This is a genomic window from Streptomyces sp. NPDC050988, from assembly GCF_044456225.1.
In the GTDB taxonomy this organism is placed as follows: Bacteria; Actinomycetota; Actinomycetes; order Streptomycetales; family Streptomycetaceae; genus Streptomyces.
In genome coordinates this window covers 266,946-283,815 of record NZ_JBITFQ010000006.1, presented here as the reverse complement: position 1 = coordinate 283,815, position 16,870 = coordinate 266,946, and the positions used below count along the sequence as shown (strand labels likewise).

The 16,870-nt window shown below is 70.8% G+C and carries 11 protein-coding genes and 3 tRNA genes; 8 read left to right on the top strand and 6 right to left on the bottom strand.

Annotated elements, in window-relative coordinates; translation table 11 throughout:
- Positions 1–11: 11 nt before the first annotated feature.
- The gene (locus ACIBEI_RS17035; protein ID WP_398889410.1) at positions 12–308 is read right to left on the bottom strand and encodes a hypothetical protein; all 297 of its coding nucleotides are present in this window, start codon (positions 306–308) and stop codon (positions 12–14) included.
- 156 nt (positions 309–464) lie between these two features.
- The gene (locus ACIBEI_RS17030; RefSeq protein ID WP_398889408.1) at positions 465–1,193 is read right to left on the bottom strand and encodes a vancomycin high temperature exclusion protein; all 729 of its coding nucleotides are present in this window, start codon (positions 1,191–1,193) and stop codon (positions 465–467) included.
- A 210-nt stretch (positions 1,194–1,403) separates the two neighbouring features.
- Here ACIBEI_RS17030 and ACIBEI_RS17025 point away from each other — a divergent pair, with 210 nt between their 5' ends.
- The 5 genes from ACIBEI_RS17025 to ACIBEI_RS17005 all read left to right on the top strand — a co-directional run bounded on the left by ACIBEI_RS17025 (position 1,404) and on the right by ACIBEI_RS17005 (position 8,919).
- A complete protein-coding gene (locus ACIBEI_RS17025) occupies positions 1,404–2,291 on the top strand; it encodes a sirohydrochlorin chelatase (RefSeq protein ID WP_398889406.1) in 888 nt (295 codons plus the stop codon).
- Positions 2,292–2,521: 230 nt separating this feature from the next.
- Positions 2,522–3,904 (top strand): deoxyguanosinetriphosphate triphosphohydrolase, encoded by a 1,383-nt coding sequence (locus ACIBEI_RS17020; protein ID WP_398889404.1) that lies wholly within the window; start codon positions 2,522–2,524, stop codon positions 3,902–3,904.
- Between the two features lie 121 nt (positions 3,905–4,025).
- Positions 4,026–5,291, top strand: a complete 1,266-nt coding sequence (locus ACIBEI_RS17015) for an NAD(P)/FAD-dependent oxidoreductase (protein WP_398889402.1) — start codon at positions 4,026–4,028, stop codon at positions 5,289–5,291.
- Between the two features lie 46 nt (positions 5,292–5,337).
- Positions 5,338–7,245, top strand: coding sequence for a DNA primase (dnaG, locus tag ACIBEI_RS17010; RefSeq protein ID WP_398889400.1), 1,908 nt, complete (start codon positions 5,338–5,340; stop codon positions 7,243–7,245).
- 378 nt (positions 7,246–7,623) lie between these two features.
- Entirely contained in the window at positions 7,624–8,919 is a 1,296-nt protein-coding gene (locus tag ACIBEI_RS17005; RefSeq protein ID WP_398889398.1) for an RNA polymerase sigma factor, read from the top strand.
- 226 nt (positions 8,920–9,145) lie between these two features.
- On the opposite strand, the gene ACIBEI_RS17000 is transcribed toward ACIBEI_RS17005, so the two are convergent.
- From ACIBEI_RS17000 to ACIBEI_RS16985, 4 genes are all read right to left on the bottom strand, one after another.
- Complete coding sequence (locus ACIBEI_RS17000; RefSeq protein ID WP_398889396.1) at positions 9,146–11,074, bottom strand: ABC transporter ATP-binding protein; 1,929 nt, start codon at positions 11,072–11,074, stop codon at positions 9,146–9,148.
- The gene (locus ACIBEI_RS16995; RefSeq protein WP_398889394.1) at positions 11,074–12,807 is read right to left on the bottom strand and encodes an ABC transporter ATP-binding protein; all 1,734 of its coding nucleotides are present in this window, start codon (positions 12,805–12,807) and stop codon (positions 11,074–11,076) included. The genes ACIBEI_RS17000 and ACIBEI_RS16995 overlap by 1 nt, the downstream gene beginning before the upstream one ends.
- 169 nt (positions 12,808–12,976) lie before the next feature.
- Positions 12,977–14,431, bottom strand: a complete 1,455-nt coding sequence (locus ACIBEI_RS16990; protein WP_398889392.1) for an FGGY family carbohydrate kinase — start codon at positions 14,429–14,431, stop codon at positions 12,977–12,979.
- Between the two features lie 63 nt (positions 14,432–14,494).
- Positions 14,495–14,803, bottom strand: coding sequence for a YtxH domain-containing protein (locus tag ACIBEI_RS16985; RefSeq protein WP_200398320.1), 309 nt, complete (start codon positions 14,801–14,803; stop codon positions 14,495–14,497).
- Positions 14,804–14,968: 165 nt separating this feature from the next.
- Between ACIBEI_RS16985 and ACIBEI_RS16980 the strand changes: the two genes are divergently transcribed.
- The 3 genes from ACIBEI_RS16980 (at position 14,969) to ACIBEI_RS16970 (ending at position 15,364) form a co-directional block, all read left to right on the top strand.
- Positions 14,969–15,041, top strand: a tRNA-Asn gene (locus tag ACIBEI_RS16980).
- 6 nt (positions 15,042–15,047) lie between these two features.
- Positions 15,048–15,120 (top strand) — tRNA-Asn (locus ACIBEI_RS16975).
- A gap of 167 nt (positions 15,121–15,287) precedes the next feature.
- Positions 15,288–15,364: transfer RNA gene (locus ACIBEI_RS16970), tRNA-Ile, on the top strand.
- Positions 15,365–16,870 lie beyond the last annotated feature (1,506 nt).

Here is a 16,870-nt window from a genome sequence, read left to right as displayed (position 1 = left end):
CATCGGCCGGCTCAGCACACGTACGCGTAGTACGGGACGTCGCCCGGGTCCAGACCGATGCGCCCGACTCCGCCGGGGCCGATCTGGATACAGCGCGGGTCGAAGCCGTCGACTTCGACAGTGGCGGAGATCGTGTAGTTGCACACGTTGTGGATGTCGGCCCAACCGTCGCCGTAGGCACCGAGCTTGGCGCACCCCGGCTCCTTCGCCACCTCGTCGTCGTCCGCCACGGCGGTCGTCATGGCGGCCGGAGCCGAGAACAACGCGGCCGCCATGGCGGCGACGAAGGCGGTACGCAGACCAGTCATCATGTGTCCTTTCTCTTGGGCCCGTTCGGATCTGAGCCCCTCAAAAAGACACTATCCGTAATCAGTTGATTACGGAGCGCTGCGTAATCGCTTTCACGCGGCAGGGTGACAGGCGCGCGTCAAACCTGGCGACACGCGTGATCTGCGTCTCGTCGGCTATCGGCCGGCCGCCGCCAACGCCCTTTCCACGCCCGGCTCTTGGGGCCCGAGAAAGTGGGGGTCCGGTTCGAAGACCGCGTCCAGAAGCGCCTTCCCCGCCGCGAAGACCTCCCGGGCGCCCCCGTAGTACCAGGTCGCGTCGTGCACGGCGTCCACCCCGACCCCGTACGACGTGACGCCCGCCTCCTGGCAGAGCGCGACCGCCCGCCGGATGTGGAAGCCCTGGCTGATCAGTACGGCCCTGTCGACGCCGAAGATCTTCTTGGCCCGTACGCAGGAGTCCCAGGTGTCGAAGCCCGCGTAGTCGCTGACGATCCGCGCGTCGGGCACGCCACGCTCCGTGAGGTACGTACGCATGGCGTCCGGCTCGTCGTAGTCCTCGCGGCTGTTGTCGCCGGTGACCAGAACCACCTCCACGCGCCCGTCCCGGTACAGCTCGGCCGCCGCGTCCAGCCGGTGCGCGAGGTACGGCGACGGCTCGCCGCGCCACAGCCCCGCCCCGAAGACGACCGCCACCTCGGTGCGCGGCACGTCCGCCGTGGTCCGCAGCCGGTCGCCCGTGACCACATACATCCACGTCGACGGAAGCAGTGCGAGGACGCACCCGGCCATCACCGCCTGCACGGCCCGGCGCTGCCCCGTCCGGGTCCGCGGCAGACGCGGTCTCGGCAGGCGCGGTCTCGGCAGGCGCGGCCACGGCGGCTTCGGCAGCTTCGGACGACGCATCGGACGGTCCCTCCCCAGGTGGCCTCGCCCCTGAGGACGCCCAATACGGTGATCCGGTTCGCCCGGCGCACCGTGACCGGCTTCACCCGGGGAGCCGTAACCGCAGGTCACCGCGCCTCACAGTCCCCGGGCACCCCACCGTGAACCGCCGGAAAACACCCGTCATTCCGGCGCAACGGGGCGGCAACCTCCGACCCGCACCATCGGTGCATGACGGCGTCGAACCCTCTTCGCGACGAGTCCAAGCCCCGCCCCGGCGGCCAGCCGCTGCGTGGCGCCCACCTCGACAGTACGGCGCAACTCATGAACCGGATCACCAGCCAGCTCGGCCTCGTGTCCCTCGACGGCACCCGGCGCCCCGCCCCGCCCGCGCTCGTCCTCGTGGGCCACGGCAGCCGTGACCCGCGCGCCCTGAGCACCATCCGGACCCTCCTGGACCGGATCCGTGACCTGCGCCCCGGCCTGCCCGTGCACCTGGGACACATCGAGCTGAACGAGCCCCTGCTCCCCGACACGCTCGCGGATCTCGGCACCGGCGACGCCGTCCTCGTACCGCTGCTGCTCAGCCGCGGCTACCACGTCAAGCAGGACATCCCCGAGGCCGCGGCCGCCGCCCGGGCGAACACCCGCGTCGCCGGGCCGCTCGGCCCGCATCCGCTCCTCGTGGAGACGCTGTACGAGCGCCTGACCGAGGCCGGCTGGCGGGCGCCCCGGGACGAGGCGGAGCGCAGGGCGAGCGGGGTCGTGCTCGCCGCCGCCGGATCCCGCGACCCCGACGCGGCCGTCGACACCCGCCGCACCGCGGGCCTCCTGGCCGAGCGGCTCGGCGTCCCCGTCGTCCCCGCGTACGCCTCCGCCGCGACCCCCACCGTCCCCGAAGCCGTACGCGCCCTCACCGCCCGGGGCCGCCACCGCGTCGCCGTAGCCTCCTACTTCACGGCACCCGGCCGCTTCTCCACCGAGTGCGCGGCCGCCGCCCCCTGGATCGCCTCGGCCCCCCTCGGCGCCCACCCGTCAATGGCCCGCCTGATCCTTCACCGCTACGACCAGGCGATGGCGACCGCGATCACCGAGACACCGGCCCTGGCCTCGGCGTAGGCGCTCCGCTTGGGCCGGTGTGTCGGCTGCGGGTCCGTCGTGGCTGGTCGCGCAGTTCCCCGCGCCCCTAAAAGCATCGGCACCGACCGTGCCCCGAAGGGGCGCGGGGAACTGCGCGATCAGCCCAACTCAACCCGCACCCGCACCCGCAAACGAACAACCCCCGGCAGACGCGCAGGCGCACAACACCCCCGCCCCAATTGTCAGCCGCTCCGCTTACTGTTCAAGACATGGAAGGCACCAGCACCGGCACCACCCAAAACCCGTACGACCACCACATCGCACCCCCCGGCTACGACCCCACGTCAGTGGAACGCTGGGCCACAGAGCCGGACAAACGCCCCGGCCGCACCGCCTTCCAGCGTGACCGCGCGCGCGTACTGCACTCCTCGGCCCTGCGCCGCCTCGCCGGCAAGACCCAGGTCGTCACCCCCGGCACCCGGAGCCAGGTCTGGGACGCGAGCCCCCGCACCCGCCTGACCCACTCCCTGGAGTGCGCCCAGGTCGGCCGCGAGCTGGGCGCCGCCCTCGGCTGCGACCCCGACCTCGTCGAGGCGGCCTGTCTCTCCCACGACCTGGGCCACCCGCCCTTCGGGCACAACGGAGAGCAGGCACTGAACGAGTTCGCGGAGGACTGCGGCGGCTTCGAGGGCAACGCGCAGTCGCTCAGACTGCTCACCCGCATCGAACCCAAGCGCTTCGTGAGAAGCGAGACCGTGACATCGGCCTCCCCCGCGCGCGAACGCGACTTGCGCGGGGGCACCCCCATCACTGCGGGCGGCGACCTCGTCAGCGTCGGCCTCAACCTCACCCGCGCCGCCCTGGACGCGGCCACGAAGTACCCCTGGCCGCGCGGCGCCCACCCGACCGACCCGAAGTCCCCCAAGTTCGGGGTCTACGACGACGACCGCCCCGTCTTCGACTGGGTCCGCGAGGGCGCCCCCGGCACCCGCACCACCTTCGAGGCCCAGGTCATGGACTGGGCCGACGACGTGGCGTATTCGGTGCACGACGTCGAGGACGGCCTGCACGCGGGCCACATCGACCCCAACTGCCTGCACGCGGAGCCCGAGCGGCAGGAGATCTTCGCGGTGGCCGTCGGGCGGTACGTCCCGGTGGACACCGACCCCGCCGAGCTGGGCGAGGCCCTCGACCGCCTCCTGGACCAGGAGTGGTGGCCGCACGGCTACGACGGCTCCGCGGTCGCGCAGGCCCGGCTGAAGGACGCCACCAGCCAGCTCATCGGCCGGTTCTGCCTCGCCGCGGAGGGCGCGACGCGCGCGGCGTACGGCACGGGCCGGCTCACCCGGTACGCGGCCGAGCTGGTCGTCCCGCACGCGGCCCGCCTGGAGTGCGCGGTCCTCAAGGCCGTCGCCGACCGGTACGTCATGCAGCGCGCCGAGCAGGAGCGGCTCCGCGCCGACCAGCGGATCGTCGTCGCCGAGCTGGCGGAGGCGCTCACCGCCCGCGCACCGGACGGCCTGGACCCGCAGTTTCGAGCCCTGTTCGACCAGGCGTCGGACGACCGTGCCCGCAAGCGGGTGATCGTCGACCAGATCGCGTCCCTGACGGACGCCTCCGCGCGATCACTGCATGCGAGGCTCACGGGGTAGCTGTGGCGTCCGGACGGGAAGGGCGTGACCCTGCGTGGCCTGATCGGGCCACTCCCTCTTCCCCCATCACGCTCCGTGCGGGACGCTCGCATGTGGCGACATCCTTACGAGGAGGCATCAAGTGGTCGACGCAGATCAGACATTCGTCATCGTCGGAGGCGGGCTGGCCGGCGCGAAGGCGGCCGAGACGCTCCGGGCGGAGGGCTTCACCGGGCGCGTGATACTGATCTGCGACGAGCGCGACCACCCGTACGAACGCCCGCCGCTCTCCAAGGGCTATCTGCTCGGCAAGGAGGAGCGCGACAGCGTCTTCGTCCACGAGCCCGCCTGGTACGCGCGCAACGACGTCGAGCTGCACCTCGGCCAGACCGTCGACGCCATCGACCGGACAGCCAGGACCGTCCGCTTCGGTGACGACGGCACGCTCGTCCACTACGACAAGCTGCTGCTCGTGACCGGCTCCGAACCGCGCCGCCTCGACATCCCGGGCACCGACCTCGCGGGCGTCCACCACCTGCGGCGCCTCGCCCACGCGGAGCGCCTCAAGCACGTACTCACCGCCCTCGGCCGGGACAACGGCCACCTCGTCATCGCGGGCGCGGGCTGGATCGGCCTGGAAGTCGCCGCCGCAGCCCGTGAGTACGGCGCCGAGGTCACCGTCGTCGAGCCCGGGCCGACCCCGCTGCACTCGGTCCTCGGCCCCGAGCTGGGCCAGCTCTTCGCCGAACTGCACCGCGAGCACGGCGTCCGCTTCCACTTCGGCGCCCGGCTCACCGAGATCACCGGCCAGGACGGCATGGTCCTGGCGGCCCGCACGGACGACGGCGAGGAGCACCCCGCGCACGACGTCCTGGCCGCCATCGGCGCCGCCCCGCGCACCGGCCTCGCCGAGGCCGCCGGCCTCACGATGGCCGACCGCGCGCACGGCGGCGGCATCGCGGTCGACGAACGGCTGCGCACCTCCGACCCCGACATCTACGCGGCCGGTGACGTGGCAGCCTTCCACCACGCGCTGTTCGACACCCGCCTGCGCGTCGAGCACTGGGCGAACGCCCTGAACGGCGGCCCGGCGGCGGCCCGCGCGATGCTGGGCCGCGAGCTGACGTACGACAGGGTGCCCTATTTCTTCTCCGACCAGTACGACGTGGGGCTCGAGTACTCGGGCTGGGCGCCCCCGGGCACGTACGACCAAGTGGTGATCCGGGGAGACGCGGGCAAGCGGGAGTTCATCGCCTTCTGGGTGAAGCAGGGACGGGTGCTGGCCGGGATGAACGTGAATGTGTGGGACGTCACGGACCCGATCCAGCAACTGATCCGGAGCCGGACACAGGTGGACTCCGAGGCACTCGCGGACCCGCACGTTCCGCTGGACAGTCTGGTCCCATGACCGACGGCGGCGCTCGACTGTCACACCGTCCCCGTAGAATCCAGGCGTGGCTGGAAGGATCAACGACGAGGACGTGAAGGCGGTTCGGGACGCGGTCCCGATCGACGCCGTGGTCTCCGAGTACCTCCAGCTGCGCAACGCGGGCGGCGGAAACCTCAAGGGTCTCTGCCCCTTCCACGACGAGAAGTCGCCCTCCTTCCAGGTCAGCCCGAGCAAGGGGCTCTTCCACTGCTTCGGCTGCCAGGAGGGCGGCGACACCATCACGTTCGTGATGAAGGTCGACCACCTCACCTTCTCGGAGTCGGTCGAGCGCCTCGCCGGCCAGGCCGGCATCACGCTGCGCTACGAGGAGGGTGGCTACAACCCCTCCCACCAGCGCGGCGAGCGCATCCGCCTGGTCGAGGCCCACAAGGTCGCCGCCCAGTTCTACATCGAGCAGCTCGACACCAGCTCCGAGGCCGACACGGGCCGCAAATTCCTCGCCGAGCGCGGTTTCGACCAGGCCGCGGCCACCCACTTCGGCGTCGGCTACAGCCCCCAGGGCTGGGACCACCTCACGCGCCACCTCCGCGGCAAGGGCTTCTCCGACAAGGAGATCCTCCTCTCCGGCCTCTCCCAGGAGGGCCGCCGCGGCCCCATCGACCGCTTCCGAGGCCGCCTCATGTGGCCGATCCGCGACATCGGCGGCGAGGTCGTCGGCTTCGGCGCCCGAAAGCTGTACGAGTCGGACAACGGCCCGAAGTACCTCAACACACCCGACACACCGATCTACCGCAAGTCCCAGGTTCTCTACGGCATCGACCTCGCCAAGAAGGACATCGCCAAGAGCAGCCGGGCCGTCGTGGTCGAGGGCTACACGGACGTGATGGCCTGCCACCTCGCCGGCATCACCACCGCCATCGCGACCTGCGGCACGGCCTTCGGCGGCGACCACATCAAGATTCTCCGACGGCTCCTGATGGACAACGGCTCGGCGCGCGTGATCTTCACCTTCGACGGCGACTCGGCCGGCCAGAAGGCAGCACTGCGCGCCTTCGAGGACGACCAGAAGTTCGCAGCCGAGACGTACATCGCGATCGCCCCGGACGGCATGGACCCCTGCGAGCTGCGCCTCGCGAAGGGCGACGCGGCGGTCGCCGACCTCGTCGAACCGCGCACCCCGCTCTTCGAGTTCGCCCTCCGCCAGATCATCCTGCGCTACGACCTGGAGACCCCCGCGGGCCGCGCCGCCGCCCTCGACGAGGCGGCCCCGATCGTCGCCCGCATCAAGAACAGCGGCGCCCAGCACGAGGTCGCCGTCCAGCTCGCCGGCATGCTCGGCATCCTCGACACGCAGTTCGTCGTCAAGCGCGTCGCCCAGCTGGCCCGCTGGGCCCGCGACCGCGGCGGCAAGGGCCCCGCGCCCACGAGCACCGGCCGCCCCCCGCAGAGTTACGAGAACACCGGACCCAGGCCGTCCTCGGGCCCCGCCCTGACCCTCCGCAACCCCGTGTTCGCCACCGAGCGCGAACTCCTCAAGCTCGCCCTCCAGCGCCCCGAACTGGTCTCCCCGGCCTTCGACGCGTACGGCGTGGACGAGTTCACCGCCCCGCCGTACGCGGCCGTCCGCGAGACGATCATCGAGGCGGGCGGCGCGGAGTACGGCGTCCAGGATCCGCAGGAGTACCTGATCCGCGTCCGCGAGGCCGCCTCGGACGACGCGGTCCGCGCCATGGTCACCGAGCTGGCCGTCGAGGCCATCATGCGCAAGACCGTCGACGAGCACTACGCGGGCGAACAGCTGGTCACGGTCCGTCGCCGCGCCGTCGAGCGCCGCGTCCGGGACGTCCAGGGCACCCTCGCCCGCGCCAGCGCCCAGGGCGACCCGGCCCAGCTGGCCGCCGTGCAGAACGAGTTGTGGGTGCTCCAGCAGTACGACCAGGCGCTGCGCGAGAAGGGCGCGAGCGCGCTCTGAGGCGGGCGCACTTCTCGGGCCTTCGCGGGCCTTCTCGGGCCTTCTTGTGCACGGGCCGATTCGGCGGCGTACGACGGGGAACCCGGCAACGTGACCATCGGCTGTGAAGGCATCCGGCGCGAGCCGCGAGATGTACGTCAGCTCGAGACCGGCGCCGGCCGCCCAGTGGCGCAGCCGTTCAGACCCGGCAGCACTGTCACGGCGGGCCGTCACGCGTGCCCCGCGATCGGAACCGGAGACTCGGGGATCGTGCCAGATCAGGGCACGCACGGGCACACGAGTTTTCCGCGAGGGTAACCACGCGGTCACGGACCGGACTCAAAAAGTCACCGCACGCCCCTCGTGGCGACGATGTGTCGTACTCCACACTGGGTTCCGGTGCCTGAGTCCTCGGAGCGCGGCCGACCCGAACGCGACGGGTCCATTGTCCCCGCGGTTCCGCTCAATGACTTCGGGAGGGACAGCGGCAAGGCCGTCGGCCCCATCCCTGACGTACCGCTGCCGCACGCCTCAGCAGCGACATTCCTGGAGGTCGCCCCCGTGCAGACCCAGACCCTCACCCAGACCGACAACACCGGCGACACGGACGCGGATTCCGACGTCATCGGTGCCGTACCCGCGCAGAGCCGTGTCGCGCACCACCCCGAGACGGCGGCGGAGCCGGAGAGCTCGCCGGCCGAGCCCGACGAGCCGCCCGTCACCCTCGTGGAGACCGAGGCGCCGGAGCCGGTGGAAGTGCCCCGCGGGCGTACGGACACCGGCGGGCCCTCGTCCGACCTGTTCCGCCAGTACCTGCGGGAGATCGGCCGGATCCCGCTGCTCACCGCGGCGGAGGAGGTGGAGCTGGCGCGCCGGGTCGAGGCGGGCCTCTTCGCGGAGGAGAGGCTGCGGCTGGCTTCCGACCTGGACAGCCAACTCGCCCTGGACCTCGACAAGTTGGTGGTCATGGGCCGGATGGCCAAGCGCCGGCTCATCGAGGCGAACCTCCGGCTGGTCGTCTCCGTCGCCAAGCGGTACGTGGGGCGCGGGCTGACCATGCTCGATCTGGTCCAGGAGGGAAACCTGGGCCTGATCAGGGCGGTCGAGAAGTTCGACTACGCCCGTGGGTACAAGTTCTCGACATACGCGACCTGGTGGATCCGCCAGGCCATGTCCCGTGCCCTCGCCGACCAGGCCCGGACGATCCGGGTGCCCGTCCACGTGGTCGAGCTGATCAACCGGGTGGTCCGGGTGCAGCGGCGGATGCTGCAGGAACGGGGGTACGAGCCGACGCCCGAGGAGGTCGCGGCGCACCTCGACCTCCCCAGCGAACGGGTCAGCGAGGTCCTGCGCCTTGCCCAGGAGCCGGTGTCCCTCCACGCTCCTGTGGGCGAGGAGGACGATGTGGCTCTCGGGGACCTGATCGAGGACGGGGACGCGACGAGTCCTGTGGAGTCGGCGGCGTTCCTGCTCCTTCGCGAGCACCTGGAGGCGGTGCTCTCCACGCTCGGCGAACGTGAGCGGAAGGTGGTCCAGCTCCGCTACGGCCTCGCGGACGGACGCCCCCGCACGCTGGAAGAGATAGGCCGCATCTTCGGCGTCACCCGCGAGCGCATCCGCCAGATCGAGTCCAAGACGTTGAACAAACTCCGGGACCACGCCTTCGCGGACCAACTGAGGGGTTACTTGGACTGACGGGTTCTTTTCTCGCCCCCGCCGCCCCTACCCATTCCCGTCACTACTCGGGGGCCAGCCCCCGAACCCCCGCTCCTCAAACGCCGGAGGGGCTGATTTTCAGCCCGTCCGGCGTTTGAGGACGAGGCCGTTCAGGCCGATAAGCGGGGGTCTGGGGGCGGAGCCCCCAGGGACGGGACGGGTAGGGGCGGCGGGGGCGAAAAAAGTCCGCCGGCCCCCGAGGGGCTCAGTCCACATCCACCACGGCCTCCGCGAACTGCGCCTTGTACAGGCGCGCATACGCCCCCTCCGCCGCCAGCAGCTCCGCATGCGCACCCTGCTCCACGATCGACCCGTTCTCCATCACGAGAATGGTGTCGGCATCCCGGATCGTCGACAGACGATGCGCGATGACGAACGACGTCCGCCCATGCGCGAGCTTCGCCATCGCCTTCTGGATCAACACCTCGGTACGCGTGTCCACCGAACTCGTCGCCTCGTCCAGCACCAGAATCACCGGATCGGACAGGAACGCCCGAGCGATCGTGATGAGCTGCTTCTCACCGGCGCTCACCCCCGACCCCTCGTCGTCGATGACGGTGTCGTACCCGTCGGGCAGCGTACGGACGAAGCGGTCCGCGTGCGCCGCCCGAGCCGCCTCCTCGATCTCCCCACGGGTGACCTCACGCGACGCCCCGTACGCGATGTTCTCCGCGATCGTCCCGCCGAACAGCCAGGTGTCCTGCAGCACCATGCCGATCCCGGCCCGCAGTTCGTCCCGGGACATCTTCGCGATGTCGACCCCGTCGAGGGTGATGCGCCCGCCCGTGACCTCGTAGAACCGCATCAGCAGGTTCACGAGCGTGGTTTTGCCGGCGCCCGTGGGCCCCACGATCGCGACCGTGTGCCCCGGCTCCACCTTCAGCGACAGGTCCTCGATGAGCGGCTTCTCCGGGTCGTACCGGAAGGAGACGCCCTCCAGTGCCACCCGGCCCCGGAGTTCCTCAGGGCGTGCCCCGGTCACCGGGTCCGCCTCCTGCTCCTCCGCGTCCAGCAGCTCGAAGATCCGCTCGGCCGAAGCGACCCCGGACTGCACGAGGTTCGCCATCGAGGCGACCTGGGTGAGCGGCATGGAGAACTGCCGGGAGTACTGGATGAAGGCCTGGACGTCGCCGATCGAGAGGGCGCCCGAGGCGACGCGCAGTCCGCCGACCACGGCCACCAGCACATAGTTCAGGTTCGACACGAACATCATCAGCGGCTGCATGACCCCGCTGTTGAACTGCGCCCGGAACCCGGCCTCGTACAGCTTCTCGTTCTCCTCGGCGAACTGCGCCGCCGACTCGTCCTGCCGCCCGAAGACCTTGACGAGGTTGTGGCCGGTGTACATCTCCTCGATGTGCGCGTTGAGCTTGCCGGTGGTCCGCCACTGCTGCACGAAGTGCGGCTGCGACCGCTTGCCCACCCGGGTGGCGACGAAGAACGACAGCGGCACGGTGACCAGCGCGACGAGCGCGAGCAGCCACGACACCCAGAACATCATCGCCAGCACACCGATGATCGTCAGCAGCGAGTTGACCAGCTGGCCCATCGACTGCTGAAGGGTCTGTCCGATGTTGTCGATGTCGTTCGTGGCGCGGCTGAGCACCTCACCGCGCTGCCGCTTGTCGAAGTACGACAACGGCAGCCGCGACAGCTTCGTCTGCACGTCCTCGCGCATGTTGTACATCGTCTTGTTGACGGCGCGGTTCACCAGCCGCGTCGCCACGGTCATCAGCAGACCGGCGACCAGGAACGCCACGAGCGCGAGCCCCAGCACCTCGCCGACGGCGCCGAAGTCGATGCCCTCGCCCGGGGTGAAGTCCGTCCCGGAGAGCATGTCGGCCATGCCGCCGTCGCCGCGCTCCCGCATCGCCGCGAGGGCCTCGGCCTTGGTCTGACCGGTGGGCATCTCCCGCCCGACGACCCCGGCGAAGACGAGGTCGGTGGCCCGGCCCAGGATCTTCGGCCCGAGGACCGAGAGGCCGACGCTGAGAACCACGGCGACGAGCATCACGTACAACGTGGTGCGTTCCGGCTTGAAATGCGCCAGCAGCCGCTTCCCGGACTTCTTGAAGTCCATCGAGTGATGGTCGGGGCCCGTCCCGGCCATCATCCGCCCCATGGGCCCGGCCATCAGGCTGCCTCCGCTTCCGTCAGCTGGGAGAGCACGATCTCCCGGTATGTTTCGTTGTCCGCCATCAGCTCGTGGTGGCGGCCCGCCCCGACGACCCGGCCCTCGTCGAGGACCACGATCCGGTCGGCGTCCCGAATGGTCGACACCCGCTGGGCGACGATCACGACCGTCGCCTCGGCCGTCTCCTGCGCGAGCGCCCTCCGCAACGCCGCGTCCGTCGCGTAGTCGAGCGCCGAGAAGGAGTCGTCGAAGAGGTAGATCTCGGGGCCCTGCACAAGGGTCCGGGCGATGGCGAGCCGCTGCCGCTGACCGCCCGACACGTTCGTGCCGCCCTGCGCGATCGGCGCGTCCAGACCGTTCTCGAGACCCTCCACGAAGCCCTTGGCCTGCGCCACCTCCAGCGCGTGCCACAGCTCCTCGTCGGTCGCGTCCGGATTCCCGTACCGGAGATTGGTCGCCACCGTGCCCGCGAAGAGATACGGCTTCTGCGGTACGAGGCCCACGGTGCGCGCGAGCAGCCGCGGCTCGACCGTGCGTACGTCGACGCCGTCCACCAGCACCTCGCCGTCGGTGGCGTCGAACAGCCGGGGGACCAGACCGAGGAGCGTGGACTTGCCGCTGCCGGTCGAGCCGATCACGGCCGTGATTTCGCCCGGCCGGGCCACCAGGTCGATGGTCCTGAGCACCGGCTCCTCGGCGCCCGGGTAGCGGAACCCGGCGCCCCGGATCTCCAGATGCCCGTGCCGCCGCAGCTCCAGGACCGGCGCCTTCGGCGGAACCACACTGCTGGAAGTGTCCAGAACCTCCTGGATGCGCTCGGCACACACCTCCGCGCGCGGCACCATCATGAACATGAAGGTGGCCATCATCACGGACATCACGATCTGCATCAGGTAGGCGAGGAACGCGGTCAGCGCGCCGATCTGCATCCCGCCGCTGTCGATCCGGTGGGCGCCGAACCACACCACCGCGACCGACGAGACGTTCACCACCGTCATGACGATCGGAAACATCAGCGCCAGCATGCGCCCGGTGCCGAGGGACACCTCGGTGAGGTCGGCGTTCGCCTTCCGGAAGCGCTCCTCCTCGTAGCCGTCGCGCACGAAGGCCCGGATGACGCGGTTGCCGGTGATCTGCTCGCGCAGCACCCGGTTCACCGTGTCGAGCCGCACCTGCATCGTGCGGAACAGCGGCCGCAGTCGGCGCACGATGAGGCTCACCGAGATCCCGAGCACAGGCACGACGGCGAGCAGCACCCCGGACAGCGGTACGTCGAGACCGAGCGCGAGGACGATGCCGCCCACGCACATGATCGGCGCCGACACCAGCAGGGTGAACGTCATCAGCGTGAGCATCTGCACCTGCTGCACGTCGTTCGTCGTGCGGGTGATCAGCGACGGCGCCCCGAAGTGACCGACCTCACGCGCGGAGAACGACTGCACCCGGTCGAAGACGCCGGCCCGGATGTCCCGTCCGACCGCGGAGGCCGTACGGGCGCCGTAGTAGACGGCCCCGATGTTGCAGACGACCTGGGCCAGCGAGATCCCGATCATCAGGGCGCCGAAGGACAGGATGTAGCCCGTGTCGCCCTCGACGACACCGTTGTCGATGATGTCCGCGTTGAGCGTGGGCAGGTAGAGCGTGGCGCAGGTCTGCAGGAACTGCAGCAGTACGAGCAGGCCGATGGGTTTCTTGTAGGGCGTGAGATAGGTACGCAGGAGTCGTATGAGCACGCTGGGTCTCTCGGGGTCGGCGGCGGGGCGGTTGGTTGCCCTTGGCCCCTATCGTCGAACACTCCACCCGTGTTACCTCAACTGATTAAGCCAAGAGAGGTCCAAGAGCCGACCGTGCCTCGGTCCGCGGCCGTAGGCCGTTCGGGTCGGCCGGGCTCCGGGAGAGGCCTCAGGGCCGGAAGGCGCCCGGGTGCGTCTGGTTCCGTACCGACACGTACTGCTGCCGCACGGCCTGGCCCACCGCCAGCTCCTCGCCGGGTTCCAGGATCTGCGCGGCCGCGCCCTGCCAGACGGGCGGCAGCCCCGGCTGGATCGTGCCCTGCGAGGTCCCGAGCGCCCAGGCCGCCTGCCGGGCGGCGCCGAGCGCCGCGTAGTCCGCGGGCTGCGGCACCACGATCTGCGTACCGAGCAGCGCGGGCGCGCAGGCCTGCACCGCGCTCAGCTCGGCGGCCTGGCCCAGCAGGAAGATCCGCCGCACCTCCACGCCCCGCTTGCGCAGCACGTCCAGCGCGTCCGCGAGCCCGCACAGCATGCCCTCGAAGGCGGCCCGCGCCAGGTGCTCGGGCTTCATGGACTCCCGCCGCAGCCCGGCCAGAGTCCCCGCCGTGTGCGGCAGGTTGGGGGTCCGCTCGCCCTCCAGATAGGGCAGCAGCACGAGCCCGTGGGAGCCCGGGGTGGACTTCATCGCCAGGTCCGACAGGGCCTCCAGGTCCGGCACGCCGAGCAGTTCGGCGGCCCCGCGCAGGGCCCGTACGGCATTGAGCGTGGTGACGACCGGCAGGTGCATCCCGGTCGCATCCGCAAGGGAGGTGATCATTCCGGAGGAGTCGACGAGCGCCTCGTGGTGCACCGCCATCACGGAACCGGAAGCGCCGAGCGACACCACCGCGTCCCCGAGCCCGATGCCCAGACCGAACGCCGCGGCCATCGTCTCGCCCGTCCCCGCCGAGATCAGCAGCCCCTCGGGCGTCGTCCCCGCGGCCTCCCACGGCCCCAGCACATCGGGCAGCAGCGCCTGGTGCCCGAGCGCCAGCTCCACGAGATCGGGCCGGTACGCACCGGTCGCCGCCGACCAGTAGCCGGTCCCGGAGGCCCCGCCCCGGTCGGTGGTCCGGCGGGCCGGGCGGCCGAGCAACTGCCACACCAGCCAGTCGTGCGCCTGGAGCAGCACGCTGGTGCGCAGCGCCGCCTCGGGTTCGTTCTTCGCGAGCCAGCGCAGCTTCGTCACCGGCTGCGCCGCCTGCGGCACACAGCCCACGGCCTGCGCCCAGGCCTCGCGCCCGCCGAGGGCGTCGACCAGGTCGGCGGCCGCGACCTGCGCCCGCTTGTCACCGCCGACCATCGCCGGGCGCACCGTGTTGCCCTGGGTGTCCACCGGCACGAGCCCGTTCTGCTGAGCGGACACGCCAATGGCCTGAACGCCTTCGAGGAGCCCACCGCCCGCGGCCTCGCCCAGGGACAGCAGCCAGGCCTGTGGGTCGACGTCCGAGGGCCGGCCACCCTCGGACATGCCGTCCATCGGATGCGGGGCATACCCCTGCCTGAGCACGGCTCCGCTGTCCGCGTCGCAGACAACGATGCGAGTGAAATCGGGCGAACTGTCCAACCCGGCGACTATCCCCATGGCGGAAATTCTGCCGTACGACCGGAGCAGGCCGTACCGGTCCGGCGGAGGCGGCCGTACCGGTTACGTGTTGCTGGTGCCCCAGTCGTCATCGGTTCGCGTGCCGTTCGTGTTGCGCTCCCGCAGGTGGCGGACCCTGTCGGCCACCGAGTCGGGGACCCGGTCACCGACCTTCTCGCTCACCACGTGATACGCCTTGCCGGCGAACTCGCGCCCCTGCTGGGCCGCGGACTCGGCGGTGTTGCGCACCGCCGGGTTCTGAGCGACCTGCTGGGCGGTCTTCCTCAGCTGCTCGTAGCGCTCGCGCCCGGCACGCGTGCCGAGCACGTATCCCAGGGCCAGTCCGGCGACGAACGTGAGCCGGTAGCGCATGGCGGCCACCCTTCTCTTGTGAGTCGGTACCTTGCGGCGGCGTCGGTCGCAGGCGGCGCTTACCGATTGGCGGAGCACCCCCCTGCTTGCGCTAATGTATGTGTCGCAGCGAGCGCACGCCCCCTGGCGAATACCCAGGGAGGTACGTTCGATGCAACGAGGCGATCCCCTGTAGCTCAATTGGCAGAGCAGCCGGCTGTTAACCGGCAGGTTACTGGTTCGAGTCCAGTCGGGGGAGCTTCGGTCTTCCGTAGCTCAATTGGCAGAGCAGCCGGCTGTTAACCGGCAGGTTACTGGTTCGAGTCCAGTCGGGAGAGCAGGCGAACGAGGACCCCGTCGGGGTCCTTTTTCATGTCCTCGGGAACCGCTCCGCCCCAGGTGGGGTCCTTCAGGGCAGGCGAAGTCGACCATCCGAAGCAGGAGATCGTATGAGCGGCTATGCTGCGGCAGACGGCGCGCACAAATGTGCGCGACGCGCCGTAATGGGGCGGTAGCTCAGCCGGTTAGAGCAGCGGACTCATAATCCGTCGGCCGTGGGTTCGAGTCCCACCCGCCCCACCAGGCGCTACGCGTGAAGAATCGATCCGACCAGCAACTTCGCTGGAGGATCGGGGGACTTGAGGGATCGTGGCGGCCCTCCTCGATGATGGTTTCAGGGCATCGGGCAGAGAATGAGGCCGCCGAACCCTCCAAGTCGGACATCGTGGGTCATTGCTGGACTTGGCGGAGCCATCTGGCGCGTACCGCGCATCGACCTCGCGACCGCGATGTGCGGTCCCACTCCTGCCGGACCTGGTCCGCACGCGGCTCTTCGGTGGCGGTCGTCTCCGCCTGGGCAGGCGATGACCCCGGCGGTTTGGGCCAGGGCGAACTGGGCGTCGACCGGGGAGATGCGGCACGGCGTCTCGATCGGGTGAGCGGTGGCGTTCGGGGCGTACTTGGGTGCGGTTCGGTTCGGTTCGGTGCAGTGAGGTGCGGTTCGGTTCGGTGCGTGAGGTGCCGTGCGGCTGTGGATGCGCAGTCGGCCTCTGGTTCTCGTCGATGGCTGTGAGGCGGGAGCCTGTTGCGTCGCTGTGGGCGACGGGGACTCGATGCCGGGACCGGTAGGGGGTGTCCGGACTTGGCGTCGTGGGCGGGGCTGCGGATGGCGGTGAGGGCGTTGGTCTCGGTGGCGGCGATGTGGCGGTGGTACCACCTCGGAGTCACGACAGGGGGGTGCACCAACCCGACGACGACTTCGGTGGTGTGGGGAATCGGGCGGTCGTAGCGGGGACGGGCGGGCGTCGCGGACGGTGACGCGGTGGCCGAGGAAGCTTCTGCTCGGTTGAGAGCGGTGGTGATGCCGAAGGCGGCCGGAGGTCGGTATCTGGGGCGGGGCTGGGCTGGGCGGTGTGGGTGTGGCCGAGGACCGAGGGTCGAGAGCTTGCTGGCGCTGGCGCTGGGGCAAGCGCAGGGCTCGGGCAGGGGCGGGCTCTCCGTCGACATCGCTCCTGACGGTGCGTCCGGCTCTCGGCACGGCGTTGGCCCTTGCCACGACCGTTCGGTCCGGGATCTCGCTGCCCGGGGTGCAGTAGTACGCGAGTACGCGCCGCCGTCGAAGAGAAGGCTCGGGGCGCGGACGAGGAGGTCGGCGGCCCGTCGGTGACCTGCGCCATGGCGGCGGGCCACGGCGGCCGCTCTGCCCGCACTGCTTCGGTATGTGCGGCCGGTCAGATGGGGAGGTGGGTCAGGCGGGGCAGATCCCCCGGCCCTCCGCGCTGGACCCTCCGGCTTCGCCGACGACGGTGAGGTTCGCCCGGCCGCCCACCACCGTGCGCAGGCGCCGCCCCGCTTCAATTCCCTGTCGCCGACTTCCGCCGAAGCGACTCGGTCCGTTGCTCGCGAGCGGCATGCGGGCCGGTGCGGTGCGGTGAAGCCGGGGCGATCCACCGATGGTGGGCCTTTGCCCGGGTCTCCACCCGGGGAGCGTGGGGGGGGGGGGGGGGGGGGGGGGGGCGCGGGGCCGCCCGCCGCCCCCGCCCCCCCCCCCGCCCCCCCGCCCCCCCCCCGCCCCCGCCCCCCCCCCCG